10 protein-coding genes and 2 pseudogenes are annotated in these 17,536 nt (G+C 57.6%); 5 read left to right on the top strand and 7 right to left on the bottom strand.

Annotated features, from left to right (window positions below):
* Positions 1–67: 67 nt before the first annotated feature.
* From NMG46_RS30075 to NMG46_RS28275, 3 genes are read right to left on the bottom strand one after another with little or no spacing between them, the layout of a single operon-like run.
* Complete coding sequence (locus NMG46_RS30075; protein WP_254820595.1) at positions 68–1,477, bottom strand: O-antigen ligase family protein; 1,410 nt, start codon at positions 1,475–1,477, stop codon at positions 68–70.
* Between the two features lie 28 nt (positions 1,478–1,505).
* On the bottom strand, positions 1,506–2,819 hold the full coding sequence (locus NMG46_RS28280; protein ID WP_254820594.1) for a glycosyltransferase family 4 protein: 1,314 nt from the start codon (positions 2,817–2,819) through the stop codon (positions 1,506–1,508).
* Entirely contained in the window at positions 2,737–4,674 is a 1,938-nt protein-coding gene (locus NMG46_RS28275) for a polysaccharide biosynthesis tyrosine autokinase (RefSeq protein WP_254820593.1), read from the bottom strand. Before NMG46_RS28275 ends, NMG46_RS28280 begins: the two co-directional genes overlap by 83 nt.
* A 542-nt stretch (positions 4,675–5,216) precedes the next feature.
* Here NMG46_RS28275 and NMG46_RS28270 point away from each other — a divergent pair.
* From NMG46_RS28270 to NMG46_RS28255, 4 genes are read left to right on the top strand one after another with little or no spacing between them, the layout of a single operon-like run.
* Positions 5,217–6,545: a polysaccharide biosynthesis/export family protein gene (locus NMG46_RS28270; protein ID WP_254820592.1), complete on the top strand. Its 1,329-nt coding sequence runs from the start codon at positions 5,217–5,219 to the stop codon at positions 6,543–6,545.
* A 41-nt stretch (positions 6,546–6,586) separates the two neighbouring features.
* Positions 6,587–7,750 carry a glycosyltransferase family 4 protein gene (locus tag NMG46_RS28265; protein ID WP_254820591.1) on the top strand — a complete coding sequence of 388 codons (1,164 nt, stop codon included), beginning with the start codon at positions 6,587–6,589 and terminating at the stop codon, positions 7,748–7,750.
* The gene (locus NMG46_RS29810) at positions 7,686–8,864 is read left to right on the top strand and encodes a glycosyltransferase (protein WP_302897278.1); all 1,179 of its coding nucleotides are present in this window, start codon (positions 7,686–7,688) and stop codon (positions 8,862–8,864) included. Before NMG46_RS28265 ends, NMG46_RS29810 begins: the two co-directional genes overlap by 65 nt.
* Positions 8,833–11,568: a glycosyltransferase gene (locus tag NMG46_RS28255; RefSeq protein WP_254820590.1), complete on the top strand. Its 2,736-nt coding sequence runs from the start codon at positions 8,833–8,835 to the stop codon at positions 11,566–11,568. The genes NMG46_RS29810 and NMG46_RS28255 overlap by 32 nt, the downstream gene beginning before the upstream one ends.
* Positions 11,569–11,650: 82 nt before the next feature.
* On the opposite strand, the gene NMG46_RS29805 is transcribed toward NMG46_RS28255, so the two are convergent.
* From NMG46_RS29805 to NMG46_RS28230, 4 genes and pseudogenes are all read right to left on the bottom strand, one after another.
* The gene (locus tag NMG46_RS29805; RefSeq protein WP_302897277.1) at positions 11,651–13,360 is read right to left on the bottom strand and encodes a right-handed parallel beta-helix repeat-containing protein; all 1,710 of its coding nucleotides are present in this window, start codon (positions 13,358–13,360) and stop codon (positions 11,651–11,653) included.
* 769 nt (positions 13,361–14,129) lie between these two features.
* A pseudogene (istB, locus tag NMG46_RS28240) lies at positions 14,130–14,801 on the bottom strand (IS21-like element helper ATPase IstB).
* Positions 14,802–15,072: 271 nt separating this feature from the next.
* The gene (locus tag NMG46_RS28235; protein WP_254820589.1) at positions 15,073–15,963 is read right to left on the bottom strand and encodes a hypothetical protein; all 891 of its coding nucleotides are present in this window, start codon (positions 15,961–15,963) and stop codon (positions 15,073–15,075) included.
* Positions 15,964–16,062: 99 nt separating this feature from the next.
* A complete protein-coding gene (locus tag NMG46_RS28230) occupies positions 16,063–17,091 on the bottom strand; it encodes a GNAT family N-acetyltransferase (protein ID WP_254820588.1) in 1,029 nt (342 codons plus the stop codon).
* Between the two features lie 265 nt (positions 17,092–17,356).
* On the opposite strand from NMG46_RS28230, the pseudogene NMG46_RS28225 reads away from it, so the two are divergent.
* Positions 17,357–17,533 (top strand): annotated as a pseudogene (locus NMG46_RS28225) (transposase); the annotation flags it as partial.
* Between the last annotated feature and the right edge of the window lie 3 nt (positions 17,534–17,536).

Raw genomic sequence — 17,536 nt, 5'->3', positions numbered from 1 at the left:
CAACGCGTTCACGCAAATCGAGCGAATAGGGCTTGGGCATGGCAAATCACCTCCTTAAGGAAGTGAATCACAAACCCGACGTTAGCGGAATCCTTCGCGATTCAACCTGAATGTCCGACGCTCTAGCAATCGGGCCGGAAACAGGAAATGATAGCAATCCTAGAAGTATGAAGAAAGTCGGATGGGCAGCCATGCCTCCGCCCTTCAACCACGAGGCGAAGTAGCCTACGGACACGCCCAACACCAGCGGAAAATAGCCTGCGACCAGCTCATCGTAATTATGCAATCTGCGGCGGTACCGAAAGAATTGCCATATCCCGAGAACTACTGCACTGGCGTAGAGAACAACGCCGAGTACGCCTGTCTCTGCTGCTACCTCGAGGAGAGGATTGTGACTGGGAACACTAGAGCGATCAGCGTAGTTGCTCGTCAGGGGAGCGACATATTCGTAGAGCTCGGACGGGCCGTTGCCAATCCCCACCCCGCTCCACAGGTGGTCCCGTACAAGTTGCAAACTGGCATACCACAGCACAACGCGCCCCCCCAGATCTCCGCCCTCACCTTCCTCGAAGCGTCGCACGAGGACATCAGTGGCGAGTGGTGCAATGGCAAGGAGGGAAACCACCAGTATTATTCCGACGATGCCGAACGGTCTCATGGGCTTGTAGAAGAAGAACGCGAGCAGCACGAGCAGGAGCGAGATCGAACTTCCCCGGGACCCGCTGAGGGCGACGAGGCCCAAGGTGCAAAGGATAAAGAAAATACTGAGGACCAGATGGAATGCGCGGGTCAGGCCGGAGGAGCGCAATACCGGCCAAATCTGGCCGGGAAGCGTCAGGACCAGAGTCACACCAAAAAGATTCTCGTTCATTTCCAAGACTTGCAGTCTCTCACCAAGCTGGTAACCGCCTGCGAATACTGCCTGCAATCCAGCCAGGATGAGCATCCAGCCCATCAACATTAGGACGCGCATCAATCCGTCTATGGCTGCGATTGACTTGACCTCCGCAGAAATAAGTAACAGCACAATGAATCCACTGGCATAGGCGACAAGTTCTTTCCGGGCCAGGATGAGATCGGGAGCCCAAAGCAGGGTGACAACCGCCCAGACAAGATAGAGGGCCATTAGAACACAAACGGCGTTCCACTGAATGTGCTGCCGCTGAACGATGACGCTAAGCAGCCACGCCCCTAGCGCTAACGCGAGAGCTGAATTAGCGGCGACGTCGTAGACCAACCCGGACCGCAGCCCCATTGGCATCAGCGCAAGGAAGACCGCGACATAAAGGGCGCTCAAGGGCCGTTGGACTAGATAAAGAGCAATGGCGGCGTAGCCAGCTCCGCCGACGGCCAAGATGGGAGCCCGGGGATCGCCCGACAGGATCAGCACCAAAGCCATCAAGATGGCAAGCAGGACAGCCGAGCTCACATACATCAGGCTTATCGGGGATGGTAGATCAGGAGAAAGATTCGACACCGCTCGTCTCCTTGCCTTCGAATCCGATTCAGCTGCGATCCAAAGATGGCGTCGCGACGTTCCAGGTCGGGCACCGGCCTAACTGCACTCCCGGAAGCGCCCTTTCCAAGGCTCGGCACACTGCCTCGAGGCTATGCTGCCGGCGAACATAGGAAAGCGCGAGTTCTCCGCACCGCTGATTGAGGGACTTCGTTCGAACGATCGTGTCCACATCATGGACCAACTGAGTCATGGTTCGGCTGACGAAGCCAATCCCCTTCTGCTCGATCACTCCTCCAGGATCCACCGATAGTGAGACGACCGGAACGCCAATACTCCATGCCTCAAGCATAGTATTGGGGAACCCTTCGACGGACGATGTATTTACCAGGGCCTTGGCTTTCGAGAGCAGGGCCATGACCTCGTTGTCGCGCTTCGGGCCGTAGAAGGTCAGGTTTTTAAGTCCGCGGATCCGCTCCTCCAGCGCCACCTTTACCGTGCTGCTTACCGTGGGATCGAATCCGCCTACCACTGCGAAGCGCAGGCGAGGCAGCGCTTCCGCCAAATCCAGGAACAGATGGAGCTGTTTGCTTGTTCGGATCTTCGCGATCCAGATCGCATCAATGGTGGCCGTGTCGTATACGCGAGGATGTTCGGAGACCGAGCGCACCAGATTCGGCACGTGTGCCGAGCGCTCTCGCAAACGCGGGTTGAGCATGGCCGATTGCTGGTGATGCTGGACCGCAATCACGTCGGTACTTCGCATGCCAAGGCTGAATAGAGGAGCGTGGAACCATTTCTTGTGATCGTAAGCGGTCCAGGCGGTGCAATGAACATCGTTGGCCAGAGCATATATGAAGCGCGTATTGCGGCGCGATCTGGCAAACAGGCCCATCAGCCAAATAAAATCTGTTGGGAGGCGCGCATAGAGCACATCCGGGCGCAACGTGTCCATGGCACGCCAGAATGCTGGGAGACTTGCAGGCAATCGCCACGCCGGTGCGGCAGCGATGCAGCTGACCCCCCCAATCTTGCTGAGGGACTGCGTTTGCCCGTCGCCATATATGAGGCTTACCTCGTGCCCCAGACCCGCGAGAGCCGCGGCAAGATGAGCTATCTGTGCTTCAGCACCGCCCGATGAGCGACTATCGCCGGCAAGGACCTGAGTCGATCTATATCCAGGAGAAACAAAGCACCACCGCAACGTCCAACTCCCACTCTTTGGCGAAAACGCATTGTGTGCTGGGTCGTGACCTCTGACCGGAGGGCGCCGGTTCGGGTTAATTCCAAAGACCGGAGCGCGAATAGTATTTTCGGTGCTTCTGAAGGAATTCACCGATATCCCCAAATCGGTACCGTGCATGCTTCCGCAGATGGACGCGCGTCAGCACCGCATGAACATTGGTCAGGCTTTCGAACCGATTGGAGCAACGCAACTGCTGGAGGGCATTGCCGGCGACCTCGCGCCTGGTACTTCCCCACCGCACTGCGAAAATCACCTCGTCGGCTACGGCGGAAAGGAGGCGGGTTTCCGGTGCGAATGTCGGCGGGGCGTCAATGATGACGCAATCATAGCGTCCGCGCAGCCCCTGACAGACATCCACGATTTTCTGAGCCACAAAAAGCGAAGGTTGGTCAGCACCTGTCCGCCGCACCAGAAGATGGTCGCAATCCAGATCTGGGATGCGGCTAACGGGCCCAGCGCTCGTATATTCGGGCGAATGCGTGTGGTCACCATTCCGGCGCGCGATTTCGAATGCAGCTGTAGTTGACGGATCCTTTAGCTCGTGCAGGTCGCGGTCGATCAGGAGAACCCGGCGGCCAAGACGCGCCGCGCAGGCCGCGAAACTTGTCGCAAGCGTTGTCTTGCCCTCGCCAGGCACACTGGACGTCACGAGAATGACCATCGGCTTAGCATTCGGGCCAGCAGGTTGGAGGGTTGCTGCCACGATCGAATAGATGGCCTGATCGTATGCCGATGATGGCCCATCGAACAAATAGCGGTCGCTCTGGCGGCGGTAAGTCCACCGAATGTCAGGGACAAGGCCGATGCACGAGACTCCAAGGGCGTCAACTATGTCACGTTCGCTCCGCAGGCTTCGGTCCATGCGCTCGAGAATAACTGCGATAGCCAATCCGAAAGCCGGGAAGGCGATGAGGGCGGCCGGAATAAAGAGGATCGGGTTGATCGAGCTTGGGCGCGTCGGCGCTCGGGCAGATGTGAGGACATGCGCCGCCACTGTCGCGTCCTGCTCCTCGGCCAAATTTTGCTTGCGCCGGAGAAGATCGGCGTAATGGTTCGCGGCGGAAGCGCTTTGGCGCTCGAGAAAGCGAAGTTCGGCTTCGGAAGCGAGGCGGTCGGCGGCCTGGCTCTGCAGTGACTTCAGATCTTGCTCCAGCATCGAGGCTTGTGAGCGAATTATTTCGGCCTCGTTCTTCAACCGAGCCCGCGAACGCTCATTTTCGGGGTCGCTTACTGCACCTGGTTCTGGAGCCGGCATATCGTGACTCTTGGCCTGCTCCTCACCTGTAGCTGCGGTATCACGAGGCCTATCGATAGCAGCCTCTCTGACCGCTATTTCGGATCTCGCACGTGCAAGCTGCCGCCTCGTTTGGGCGATCAGTTCTGTATCCGCCTCGACATTGCTCATTCCGTGAAGAATGCGGAACGATTCCATCCTCTCTTCCGCTTGATGAACCTCGGATTTGACCTCCACTAGTCTCTGGTCCAGCCAAGCCAGCAAACGTCTGGCCTGCCGCCGGTTCCGATCACGCAGCTCATTGATGTGGAGGTCCACGAATTGGTTGACTATGGCTGCGGCCTTTTCAGGACTCTCGTCGGTGTAGCTCACGGAGATGACACGGGAGCGGCGCTCTTGATTGACCTTTACGCCAGCTCTGAGTTCCCCGACGGTGGGAACACCTGGCCGCGCATCACCAGCCTCGGCTTCTGAATCCGGTGTGGGAAAGATCCTTTTTATCGAGCCAATCAACGCCCGGAGCCGTGCCCGTAATGTTTTGATGGAATTCCTCAATACCGAGGTTTCGTCTGGCGTTTCCGACTGAAAGTCCGGGTGATCGTAGAGGCTGGCCTGAACCGAGCGGATATGATCTTCGGCAGTTAGAAGAGCGATTGCCGTATCGATCACGGTCGGATCGACGGTTTCGAATATGGTCGACTGAGTTGAGTTCGCATCGCGCGGGCCAGGGTCGATCATGAGCTGAGCCGTTGCCGTGTAAGAAGGCGGGACTGCCAAGGCGGCAATGAAAGTCACGAAAGTGCCGAACCCTGCTATGGCACCTATTAAGACCGTGTGCCGCCTCACGATGTCGGTCAGTTTGGAAAATTGGACTCCAGGATCCGGTCGCGAATCCGAAGGCGCCGAACCGTCTATTCGAGAGTATCTCCCGCCTGGTACCTTAACGCGTTCCATGACTTGCGGCCTTCTATTTCGTCAGGACAACTTCGGAAATGTGGATGGCATGCTTGGCCTCCGATGCCGCGCCGTCTGGGGAACCCGGTATTCAATTCCTAAGGAGCCCGCGGAGGTGCGTCTTCATGCGTTCAGATGGTGTCGGCGGGCACAAAAGAATGCGACTTTGAGGCGCCGGATCGAGATCTTCAGGATCAATCCATGCTCCGTCGGGGCGAGCCAACCGGTTCACGAGCAAACGCGTCGGGGACGTCATGAAGATAGCAAGGTTAGGCCTATGGCGCCAAATGCTAAGCGTCGGCTGGATACCACTCCTGTTCACTCTCGTGAGCAATGCAGCCGCAACGGAATACAAACTTGCGCCAGGTGACGCGATAGAGGTCACCATCGAAGGATTGCCGGAGTGGCATCATCGTGTCCCCATCGAGTTCGATGGAACGATATCTCTGCCGACGCTTGGGACTATCGAAATCGCAGGTTTGACGGCCGCAGAAATGCGGAACAAAATCGCAGCGGCGCTGCCGACACGACTGTTCCGGGAAAGGACTCCCGACGGCCGCGAATATAGCGTTCTGGTTCTCCCTACTGATATCGCGGCAACCGTTGCCGAATACCGACCTATCTACGTCGATGGCGACGTCTTGACGCCAGGTCAGTATGCGTTCCGGCCTCTTATGGCGGTTGGACAGGCCGTTGCCCTTTCGGGGGGCTACAGCACCATACGGGGAAGCCATGCCACGGCTGATCCTAACCAATTGGTGGACTTGCGCGAGGATTACAATCTTCACGCGTTGGAATATGTCAGAGAAACCGTGCACCTGTCCCGGCTGCAAGCCGAACTGAACGATGCAGACAGCTTCGAAGCGAATATTCCGGCAACCCAGCTGATTCCCGCTGCCAATCTGGCAAACCTCATTCAGTCTGAACTGAATTTGCTGAAAACCTCACAAGAAAGCTACCATCAGGAAATCGCCTCAATTCGCGCCGCGATGAAGCAAGCGGACGGGCAGATCGCAATTCTGGCTCAACAGGAAGAGAAGGAAAAAAGCGGAGCACAGGCTGATGCACAAGAGCTTGAAAAGCTCACCGCGCTGTTCGAGGCCGGCAACGTGCAAGCTACGCGGGTGTCGGAGGCACGCCGCGCGGTGCTGCTGTCTTCCACGCGCCAGCTTCAGACAATTGTAAACAAGATGGAAATCCAGCGAGGACGGGAGGCCTCAGCGCAGACTCTCAACAAGACGACAAACTCGCGTCGGATCGGACTCCTTCAAGACATTAGAGAGACGAGCGAGAGACTAGCTGGAGCGGAGTTGCGATTGAGGGCTGCCAGTGAGAAGCTTCGCCCTGGCGGGACGACTTCACCCTCTGAAATGCTTGGAACGGCTGCGCCGCCCGTGATCACAATCACGCGCAAAGTCGAGCAGGATTGGCGCCGCGTCCCGGCAGACGAACATACCGAACTGTTGCCCGGCGACATCGTCAAAGTCTTGCTTCCTTCCAACCAGCTGCCGGGTCCCGTAGCGGTGATCGGCGAAATAGATAAGGCGGCGCAAGGCCGGCAGCCTGCCGAACAATCAGCTACGATCCAGACGCACCAAGAGCAAGACCGGCACATCCCAAGTGCAAAGGACGCCTCCAAAAGCGAGTTTGACTAATGGGCGCGGCACGCGGTTCGAGGCAACCGGAGGCGATCGCCGTGGTCGTCGGACAGCTCGGGCAAGGCGGAACAGAGCGGCAACTGTATCATTTTCTCGCCCATTGTGATTTTGCCCGCTGGGCCCCCACTGTCTATGTGTCGGGCGAGCTCGGGTTCTGGGAAGCTCCGATCCGCAAGCTCGGTATTCCTGTGGTGCTGTTGAAGGGCCGCCGCCTGGATAAGATGCGGCAATTGCGTGCGGCATGCGTCGCCCGCAAAACACGATGCTTCTTTTCCTGGTCGTCCTATACCAATGTGTTCGCGCTCGCCTTGACGGGGCTGGGCATCCGACGCATCGGATCATTCCGCAACACGTTGTTTGCTGATCTGCCGACAGAATGGCGCGGCTTATGGTCTTGGGTGAGCGTGGCCGGCATCTCTATAGCGGTTTGCAATTCCCGCGAGACTCAGGAGCAACTCGCGCACCGCCTCGGCTCAAAAAGGTCTGTTGTCTATGTGCCCAATGTGGTCGAGATTTTCCCATCTGATCAGATAGCCAACTGGCGTGCCGAGTGGCGTCGTCGCCTTGGTCTGCGCGATGACTCAGTGCTGGTGCTTGGGGTAGGCCGACTTGCGCCGCAGAAGCGCTTCGACCGGTTCATCGATACGATCGCACGAGTAGCTCGGCACCGCATGGTGCAGGCGGCGATTGCCGGACAAGACCTCGGTTGCCTCGGCGAGTTGAGGAGCCAAGTGGCGCGTCTCGGACTTGACGATAGAGTCCGTTTTCTCGGCACCGTGCCTGATGCCCGAGAACTCATGTGCGCCGCCGACATTTTCGTGCTGTCTTCCGACTATGAAGGCATGTCCAATGTTGTGCTCGAGGCCATGGCCGCGGGGGTGCCCTGCATAGCCACGCGAGTGAACGGCGTCGCCGACCTCATCCAGAACGGCGTTACCGGGATCATAGCCCAACCCGAACCGGACGAGCTATCGCGCCATGTTCTTCGCCTCGGAACGGACCCGGGCATGCGGCGCGAGATCGGCACCCTTGCGCGCGCCTGGATCGAGCAGAAGTTCCAGCCGAAATCGGTGACTGGCCAACTCTGGACGTTATGCGCGGCGGAGAACGACGCCGACAAAAGAGAGGGGATTGGCCATGCGACTCGCCATCTTCGTCGATCAGGTTTTCTGGCGCGAGGGCGACACTCTTTCGACGGATGAGCCTTACATCCTTTTTCCGGCTAGTTTCATCGAGTCCGTCGACGAGATCATCTTCATCGGGCGCGAGGCAACGCAACCCGGCCGCGGGCCCTATTTGCTCGACCACCCTGGGATCACGCTATGCCCGCTCCCCTACTATCCGAACTTGTATCAGCTGTGGCGCCTCAGCCCGAGTACGTTCCTGGAGATACGTCGCCGAATATCCGAGCAAGCGCGGAGTTGGGATGCGATCCTGATAGGCGGTCCAAATCCGATAGGGCAGATGATCGCGATGCAGTGCATTTCCCTCGGTGTGCCGGTGAGCCTCGTGGTTCGCCAGAACCTGATCCAGCAGATGGGCACGCATAGGGGATTGAAACGCCTTGCTGCCATTGCGGCCGCAAAAGCACTTGATTGGCATTTCAAGCGGCTTGCACGCGACCGAACAGTGTTCGCTGTAGGCCGAGATCTTGCTCGGGAGTACCGCCGCTTCAGCAACCGTGTGCACGACCATATGCCCTGTCTGATGAGGGACGCGCAGCTCAGGACCTTTGCAGAAATGTGTTCCGGGCCCGATCCAACGCGTTTGATCTGCGTTGGCCGGCTGGCTCCCGAAAAGGGACATCACGTGCTTCTCGAAGCACTTGCGCACCTTAAGCAGCGCGGCGTGTCGTGCCATCTCGATATCGTTGGAGCAGGACCGCTGGAGGCGGAGCTCAAGGCTCGATCAACGGCTCTCGGCCTACGCGAAAACGTGACATTTCGCGGTTTCGTGCCTTACGGGCCGGCTTTGTTCGAACTTTACCGGCAAGCCGGAGTGCTCGTGCTCCCATCCTTCACGGAAGGCTTTCCGCAAGTCATCAATGAGTCTCTGTGCATTGGTCTACCCACGATCGCGACCGCCGTGGGAGGAATTCCGCTTTTCCTGAAAGACAATGAAACAGCCATGCTTGTTCCGCCAGGCAACGTCACTGCGCTGGCAGCCGCGATTGAGCAAGTGGTATGCCGCCCAGAATTACGGGAGCGCTTGCGAAGCAATGGGCGCGCGCTGATGGTCGACAACACCATGGAAGCCAATCGCGAACGGATGATTGGAGCACTTCATGCCGAAGTCTTCTCAAGAAAGACCGCCTGAATACCGGTCAGCGCTCGCCGACTACCCAGGAGCGCGGATTCCCGAGCAGCCGACCGTTGGCATCGTTATCCCGATCCGCAACGAGATCGCATGTCTCGAGGCACTCGCTTCCAACCTTGTCAGTCAGGATTATCCCGCGATTGCCGAAATCTGGTTCGTTGACGGCGGGTCAACCGACGGAACGCTCCAGATGCTGCAACAGATGCAGCGGCGCGACCCACGAGCCCGCGTCATCGAGAATCCGGGGCGCGGCCCTGCGGCTGCCATCAATCTGGCGGTTCCTCGCATGCGGACCGACGTCTTCCTGCGTCTTGACGCCCATGCCCAATATGAACCCGACGTCGTCCGGCAAAGCGTCTCAGGGCTGCTCGCCACAGGTGCGGGAGGGGTGGGAGCAATCGCGCGTCCATTACCTTCGCCATCGCTGGTCGGTCGTGCAATCGTGGCGGCACATAGAAGTCCCTTTGGGATCGGAGTTGCCAAATTTCGCAGAGAAAACGCGGCAGGATGGGCCGACACGGTCTGGAATGGCTGCTATTGGAAGTACATCGTAGACCAAGTCGGCCCACTGCGAGAAGATCTTTGGCGTGCTGAGGATAACGACTTTAACGAAAGAATACGTCGGCTCGGCTATGGTCTCTATGTCTGGCCGGAAATCCGAGCTTTCTATCAGCCCCGGGAAACCCTGTCCGCACTTTGCAAGCAATATTTTGGCAACGGATTCGGCGGCGCCCTCGCGTGGGTCGAGAATTGGCGCGCATTGCGGCTCCGACATCTCGCTCCGCTCGCACTGGTAGCAAGCCTGTCAATTCCGTTTGCGGTTTCTATATTTTGGCCGCCCGCGCTGATCCCCGCAGCAGGCATGCTGTTCCTTTACGAAATTGGGTTGCTGTGCGCTACCTTACTGGCCGCTTATACAGCGCCGGGCATGCATCTGCTCCTCTTCCCCGCGGTGCTGGTGGCGGTGCACCTGAGCTACGGGTGCGGATCCCTTTGCGGACTCGCCTTGCACGGTTTTCGAAAAGCCGGCAGCTGGCGTTGGCTTCACCCCGCGCTGGCGCTCTTGCTCGGGCTGAGCATCTTCTACTTCCTGCTGCCTTCGGGTGCTGGGCAGGGAGAACCGGTCATATGGCTCGTGCCTAGTTTGGAGCGAATCGGCCAAGACGCTGCCCCCGGCGATCAGCTGAAGATCGAGCTTTATGCAGCTCGTGGTGAAACCGAGTCGTTCCAGGTTGGAATCCGTGCACTGGGCACCGCCCTCACCCACGTGACGATTCAGGTCCAAGATCTGGTCAGCAAAGGCAACCGAGCCCGTATCGCTGCGAAGAATGTGACGCTTTACCGCGAACACTACGTCCATGTGGCGCGATCCAGTCCCGACCTGAAAGGGTCGAACCGACCACTTGGCCCGGGATGGTACGCTGATGGGCTGATACCGCTGGATGCCGAGGGAATGACTTTGGCGGCACAGGGCCATCCCCGACCTGCAACCCGCTTTTCCGTCCCTTCGCACGGTAACCAGCCCATCTGGATCGACATATCCGTTCCACCCGACACGCCACCCGGCCGCTATGGCGGAACCGTGAGGGTGTCAAGTGATCAGGGCAATGCTGTCGGCGAGGTCGTGCTTCATGTGTGGGACTTCACACTCCCGCTTACTCCTTCGTTGAACTCTGCTTTCCTTATCTGGGATGCGAATACTCCGCAGGCCCAGGCGGAGTTACTGAAGCACAAGCTAATGCCGCGTAACGTGCGTGTTCAGAACCAAGCCTCCTTCGTTGAAAGGTTCGGACTAAAATCCACCAATCTCGGCCTGTGGAGCAATGCCAGCATGGCTCAATGCGCGATGAAGCCGCCACCATCGCTCAAAGAGGTGCAAGAGGCGGCAGCTCAACACCATCCCGCCCTCCATCTCTTCAACTACACAGCCGACGAAATCGACTGCTGCAAAAGCCTCTATGGAACTATGAAAGCCTGGGCACGCGTCCTGCATGAGGCAGGTATCGACAATCTGGTTACCATGACGCCTGCCCCAGAGCTTTTTGACGATGGCACTGGAAGCGGGCATTCTGCGATCGATATCTGGGTGCTTCTTCCCAAAATGTATGACAGCGCACCGGAGCGGATTGCGGAGGTTCTGGCAAAGGGTGATGCGGTTTGGTCATACAACGCGCTCGTTCAAGACGAATATTCTCCCAAATGGGAGATAGATTTTTCGCCGATCAACTTTCGTATCCAGCCCGGCTTCATCAATCAGAGCCTCAAGTTGACCGGGTTATTGTATTGGCGCGTCGATCTTTGGACAAGCGATCCTTGGAACGACGTGCAGACCTATCGGACGGGAGGTAATGATTACCCGGGAGAGGGAATGCTTCTTTACCCGGGGCAGCCCGTCGGGGTGGAGGGCGTTGTACCCTCAATGAGGCTCAAATGGCTGCGCGACGGAGTCGAGGACTACGAATTCATCGAGATCCTCAAGCGAAAAGGTTGCGGCGAAATCGGTGCGGCGATCGCGCGAACTGTTGGGGCCTCCTGGAGGAGCTGGACGCAAAACCCGGAAGCATTGGAGGCTGGCAGGCGGCAACTTGGATCCATTCTGTCGGGCCTCGGTGGTCCGGGAGCTGGCTGCCATGCGCATTTGACCGGCGATGAAGTCAAACTGCTTCGAGAAACTGGATTAAATATCCGCGCGCCGGGCGATTGAGGCACGACACGCTTACGCAACGCAGTGTGTCCTGCATTGGACAAGGAAGCCAGCGCGAACGGAGTCCGCGCTGGCAAATCTGTCACACTAAGAAAAAGGAAGAATGGATCTGCGAGAGATGCATGTCTAGGAGGCCGATGTTGCCATGGTCGCTGGCTGCGAATACGTCGTCCTTGGCGCCATCGCCATCAATGTCGGCGGTGACAAACTCCAGGTCGTTAAAATGCAGACCAGTTCCGTGCAGGTCGATTCTATCGATCCCAGCCTGCCAGTCCATTATCACATCCGTACCCCAGGTGGCTTCATGGAAGACAAAGACATCGGCATCCTTGCCGCCGGCAAGGAAGTCGTTGCCGTGCCCCCCCGTCAATTGGTCAGCCCCATCGCCCCCCTCAAGGATATCATTGCCGTCCCCGCCGAATAAGTGATCGTTACCGGATTTGCCATCGATCAACTCGGCAGCCGCGGTTCCGACGATCTTGTTTGCGCCACCATTGCCGTCGATCTCCTTGTAAGAGCCGTAGTCGGGTAGGCCGATGGGAACCTGGCCGAGCCCGGATGCATTTCCAGACACGGGCCCAGATACGGGACCAGGCACAGGCTCGGGCTGAGATGGGACCACCGCCCCAGACAGCGCGGGCTGCTCGAAAGCGCCCAGATCTGGCGCGGATCCCACATAGTCGTGGCCAAGGTCGATTCCTTTGTCGACAAGGTCACTCCCGTTCGCGAGATGAAGGAATTCCGTGGTCGGGAGTGAGCCGTCGGCTGCACGATGCCCCAGCGCCGTGCTGTCGTTCAACGACACAAAATCGCTGGAGTCCACCTTTACAGGTAAGGTCCAAGAATTGTCTTGGCTCGATCCGGACGCCGCCACTCTTCCGATTCCGGCCGAAAGATTGTTGCGGAAGGTATGCTCCTGTTCCCAAAATCCATAATTATATAGGCCGTTGTCGTACGCGGTATTGTTCTGGAGCGTTATTGGGTTGGAGGCGGAATTCTCGTCAAAACCGTTCGCATGATTCCCCCATGCAACGTTGTCGGTCACGATATGGCCACCGGAGGTGCTGCTCGTACCCGCGCGAGCGCCGCCCAGCTTGAAGCCATTTCCATCACCAGCCACGCTGCCATCATTGGCGTAGCCATTGTCGAAGGCCCAGTTGCCCTCGATGACAAGGGGGGCAGCATGGGTGTTGTCATGCACGTTGAAAAAATCGTAGCCATCGTCCGAGTTGGCCCACGCTCGATTGCCCCTCAGCACGTTACCCGTGCCTGTGGTGGAGACTTGAAAGCCGTCCGCGTTGTCGCCATGCAGATCTTGGTTATGGTGTGAGTCGTTGTTGAGAAGCAGGTTGTTCGAGCTTGCGCCGAACAACACGATGCCCTTTCCCTCCCACTCGGAATTCCATCCGTTGTGATGGACGTTCAACTGCTCGATCGTGTTGGAATTCGATTGGCCCTCGATCAGGAGACCACCTTCAGGCCCATTCCTGATCTCAAGACCCTTAATGTGGTTCCACGACGCACTTTCCATGTCGACGACATAGCCGCCGCTCATTGAGGATCCGTCCAGGATGGGTACCTCATTCTGGTAGTTTGTCACCGTAATCGGATTGCCACTCGTGCCGTCATGGGTGAGTCGCACTTCAGATGTGAGTTCATAGACACCTCCGCGCATATAGATCGTATCGCCGGGCTTTGCGATATCGTGCGCATGCTGAAGCGATGCGAATGGTTTATCCAACAGACCAGCATTGTTGTCTGATCCGTTGGGGGACACGTAGTAAGACGCCATTCTGTCTCTCCTTGTAGGTTTATTGCCTTAGTTAATACAACCTATAGTTTTAGTTGTAATACCCTCAAAGGCGGTTAGTTATTGATTCGATTCTTCGAGAGTGCGAGGGCTGATTGGACGCCTAATGCGACAAGACTTTGTCCGCATCCAAAATTCCACAGAAAGTCGCAGAGGCGCGTCATCTCCATGCGAGGACAGCTCGAGCGGCTGCCAGGCCCCAGCCGACAGATCCGAATTCCAGCAACGCGACGCGGATCGCGTATCATTTCGGATTTCTCGCAGCTTAGGAGGCTACATTTGCAACGGCCCCGTCGCAGCCGGGCGCAAGAGTCGCAGGCTCCGTGCTCACCGCCTCTACGCGGCTCGTGAAGCCGGGCCAGGAAAGGTCAACCTGTTGAAAGCTCACACTTGGCCATAGGTCACTCGAAGACCCTGGCCTCGGGGTAGATGTGACGAAATGGACGAAGTCACAGGCAACAGCCATGCCGAATTGCTCGACGACGGCTCGATCGAGTTCACCTTCGCCTATCACACGGCGACGAGGCCATACTCCATACTCAAAGCGACGCGGGACACTTCTTCAAAGCCTGGCTTCTGTGGCGCCTCGCTAGGTCAATCTGTCAATGACCGTGGAATCGGGACACCGTATTTTCGCGTAAAAAGGACCCCGGTTTGGGGCTTGTGAGAGGCACGACATGGAGCGCCCGATCAGGCGGAGCTGGTCGGGGTTGCACAGCCTGATCGGGCACGGCTGATTGGCTTTTCGGCCTTAGCTTTGAGTTCGGCTTTTGAAGCGCCAGGATTCGTTTCCGGTCTCAACGATCTCGCAGTGGTGTGTGAGGCGGTCGAGCAGCGCGGTTGTCATCTTGGCGTCGCCGGTGAAGACGCTCGGCCATTCGCCGGATGCCACGTTGGTGGTGATGATGATCAAAGTGCGCTCGTAGAGCTTCGAGATCAGGTGGAAGAGCAACTGCCCGCCGACCTGGGCGAAGGGCAGGTATCCGAGTTCGTCGAGCACGACGAAGTCGAGGCGGGTGAGATGATCGGCAATGCGGCCCTGCCGGCCGGCGCGGGTCTCGGTCTCGAGCCTGTTGACGGGTCGACAACGTTGAAGAAGCGCCCGCGTGGGCCGTTGCGGATGAGAGATCGGGCAATGGCGATCGCCAGATGCGACTTGTCGGTGTGCCGGTGCCTGTCCCGCCGACCAGGACGACATTGCGCTGATCGGCAACGAAGGCGCCGGCGGCGAGGTCGCGGATCAGGCTCTCGTTGACCGGCGTGCCGGCAAAATCGAAGTCCTCGATATCCCTGGCCAGCGGAAGCTTGGCGACGGTGAGCTGGTACTTGATGGACCGGGCCTGCTTCCCGATATCTCGGCCTGCAACAGATCGCCGACGATCTTCGGCGGTTCGTGCTGCCGCTTAATGGCGACGCCTATGATCTCGTCATAGGAGTTTCAGCGCCCCATCAGTTCCAGTACTTCGGTGCGTTCCATGGCTGTTCGTCCTCGCCGAACCTAGTGAATCACGCTCCGCAGCACAAGGGAATCACAAAATCGCATTGCAAGAAAACAGCCGCCATAAACCACTAATCCTGCAATTCAATAGCCGCTATCCGCCTCAATCAATATGCCAGATCAACGGCTTGCGGATAGTTCACGGCCGACTGGATCAGGTTTGTCCAGCGACCTAGCCAAAATGGGGAGTGGTCCGCTACGATACTCCGCCAGTCAGGATCTTGTGCTTGATCCACTGGCGCTCCATCCTTGCTCGTTCTCTAGAGTTTATGACGTTCTCGCCACGCTGCTGCCTAACATAATCGAGGAACGTCGCTACCGGTACGAACCAGCCATTCTTCGAGGCAAGGCGCTTTATGAGTTGCCTGAACCGCCAATTGAGATTTCCGTCCGTATCCTGAAAACCGGCAGCGAAATGCGTATACATGATGCAGGCACCGCCCTCAGCTTCCAGGCGATCCTGGTTTGCTTCCGAAATGGTACGAATAAACGAATCGACGTTCGGCCCCTCAGATGATGAGAACCAGTGTTTCACAAAGGGCCTCTCGGGATCGTAATATGGCATGCGAGGATAGATCTTCATCGTATTTATATCCCCGGTAATGAAATTGCGTACGTAATCTATACGATCGCGGCAGAGATCTCCCCAAAAGTAAGGACTTTCCTCGCAATGACCGTAGAAGCGGTTTCTTTTCAGAAGAAGCTTATATGCTTGCCTCCTGATCCCGCTCAGCCGAGCATCTCCCCAATAGATGTTCTCGGCGGAGTTGGCATGATTAGCCATGGTTCGAGGGTAGCCGCCAAACAACTCGCGGAAGTATTCAAGGCCATGCACGATATTGGTTCGCTCTGAGCTGTGGTAGGTCGCGCCGTGAAAGCCGATCTCAAATCCATCGCGGCGAAGTTCACGGATATACGCCAGATAAGCCGGATCCTCACAGGTAGCTCCGCCCATCTTGGAGTTCTGGGATCCGCGAATTGGCCAAACAGACTTCGTCGTAAGAAGGCCATAGTCGCGCAGGCAGTCATAAACCTTCTCAAAATTGCCAGGAACTGCAAGGTCCGTGTCGTCAAACACCGTGAACACGAAGGACTTTCCATCTGGCCAGTATAGCTTTTCCATTCAAGACATCACTTCGTCCTCGAAAGCGTCGGCCACTACTAGATCATGTCATGAAAGCCCGTGTCATCGCGCGATCGAAGGATCGGGCCGTGATCGCAACTTAAAGATCCGGCGTTTCCAGCCACGCGGCGCGTCGTACAATATTCTCCCGGCATCTCGAAGCATGGATACTACAACGCTCCTGGATGCTCTAAACTGCTGGTACAACACTGTATCACCACCATATTTCTCCTTGTAAGCACCGCCGCCGCCCCAATAGTGCCAATGTACACCCCGACGCTTCCAGTACTTCATCGCATACCAGTGCATCACCTCATTAGGCCGTACGTTCTGGTGCTCACGAAGGCTGGCGTTTCCCCAGAAATAGGAAATATCATTAAATCCAGGGAATATACCTGTGGCAATGCTCCGCCCGTCTGGATCGCGCGCGCGTAAGATAAGTAAATCGCCGGTTGGATAGATGTGCCTGATAAGAGCTTCCACTCGATTCATGCCATATGTTGGCCGCATGTTCTGCTTGGCGAAGACGTCTTCCAACTGAGTGAAGTACTCTCCCGCAAACCCATCCGGGGCGGCTTCCTCGATAACGACTCCGGACTTGGCAGCTTTCCTGATGCAGCGCCTGCACGCTCCGTCCATGCGGGCGAAAAGTTCGTCCTCTGTCATCAGAAGGTTTGATCGAAAGGTACGGACGAGCTGCGCCTTGACTCTGACGTCTCTGAAGTGCTCCCCGGTCAGATAAGGATCTGAAATTTCCAGATGATGGCAGCCCAGTTCAGAGAATGCGTAGCGGATGAGCGCGTCGACTGCATCGGCTCTGGACACGTCGTGCAGCAGATTGAATCCCATATACGGGGTCGTCCAGCCTGGGAATGGACTTCCTAGTATTTGGAAACCCATCCGCCGGACGATGACACCTACAAAAAATCCAACGGTCACGCCCGCGTCTTCAATTCGAGCCACAACCGGATCCCCGGCCTGGGTCTCGCAAACGAAATCAATCCATGCCTTTCGCTGCGAAAAAGTTCGGTCGCTGAAAGAATCGAGGAGCGGCCAATTTACGCCGGTATAGACCTCCCTTTCCAGCTTCATCCCGCCCATCCACACACCTTGCCCCGTCCGTTGTGATTCGCTTGAGTTGTCTAGACTTGAGCGAGGTCACAACATGGGTTGGACGGAGGCCACCGCCAGCAATATTGCCGCACGGGGCAGCGGGATGCAAATGCATTAACGGACAAGGAATGGGCGTTGATCGAGCCGTTCCTGCCGGGAGCGAAGGCGGCGGGACGTCCGCATTGCGGGCGGTCGTGGACGCGCTCTCTATATCGCCTGGACGGGCTGCCGGTGGCGGGCCGCCGCCAAAGGCTTCGAGGTCCTGCCACGACGATGGATCGTCGAGCGGACTTTCGCCTGGCTGGGACGCTGTCGCCGGCTCGCCAAGGATTTCAAGGCCACCATCGCCAGCGCCGAGGCGTGGATCTTTATCGCGTCCATCCGCGTCATGCGTGATCCGAGTTTCGAGTCCGGCTCCTAAGGC

Source organism: Mesorhizobium sp. LMG 17147, from assembly GCF_024297145.1.
GTDB lineage: Bacteria > Pseudomonadota > Alphaproteobacteria > Rhizobiales > Rhizobiaceae > Mesorhizobium.
The sequence above is the reverse complement of the archived record's forward strand: the minus strand, read 5'-3'. Positions and strand labels throughout refer to the sequence as shown.

Excerpts from the sequence above, each read along its gene's own strand:
- NMG46_RS28280 (WP_254820594.1), bottom strand. The coding sequence starts at position 2,819 with ATGCACGGTACCGATTTGGGGATATCGGTGAATTCCTTCAGAAGCACC.
- NMG46_RS28275 (WP_254820593.1), bottom strand. The coding sequence starts at position 4,674 with ATGATCGACCCTGGCCCGCGCGATGCGAACTCAACTCAGTCGACCATA.
- NMG46_RS28255 (WP_254820590.1), top strand. The coding sequence starts at position 8,833 with ATGCCGAAGTCTTCTCAAGAAAGACCGCCTGAATACCGGTCAGCGCTC.
- NMG46_RS29810 (WP_302897278.1), top strand. The coding sequence starts at position 7,686 with ATGCGACTCGCCATCTTCGTCGATCAGGTTTTCTGGCGCGAGGGCGAC.
- NMG46_RS28230 (WP_254820588.1), bottom strand. The coding sequence starts at position 17,091 with ATGAAGCTGGAAAGGGAGGTCTATACCGGCGTAAATTGGCCGCTCCTC.
- NMG46_RS29805 (WP_302897277.1), bottom strand. The coding sequence starts at position 13,360 with ATGGCGTCTTACTACGTGTCCCCCAACGGATCAGACAACAATGCTGGT.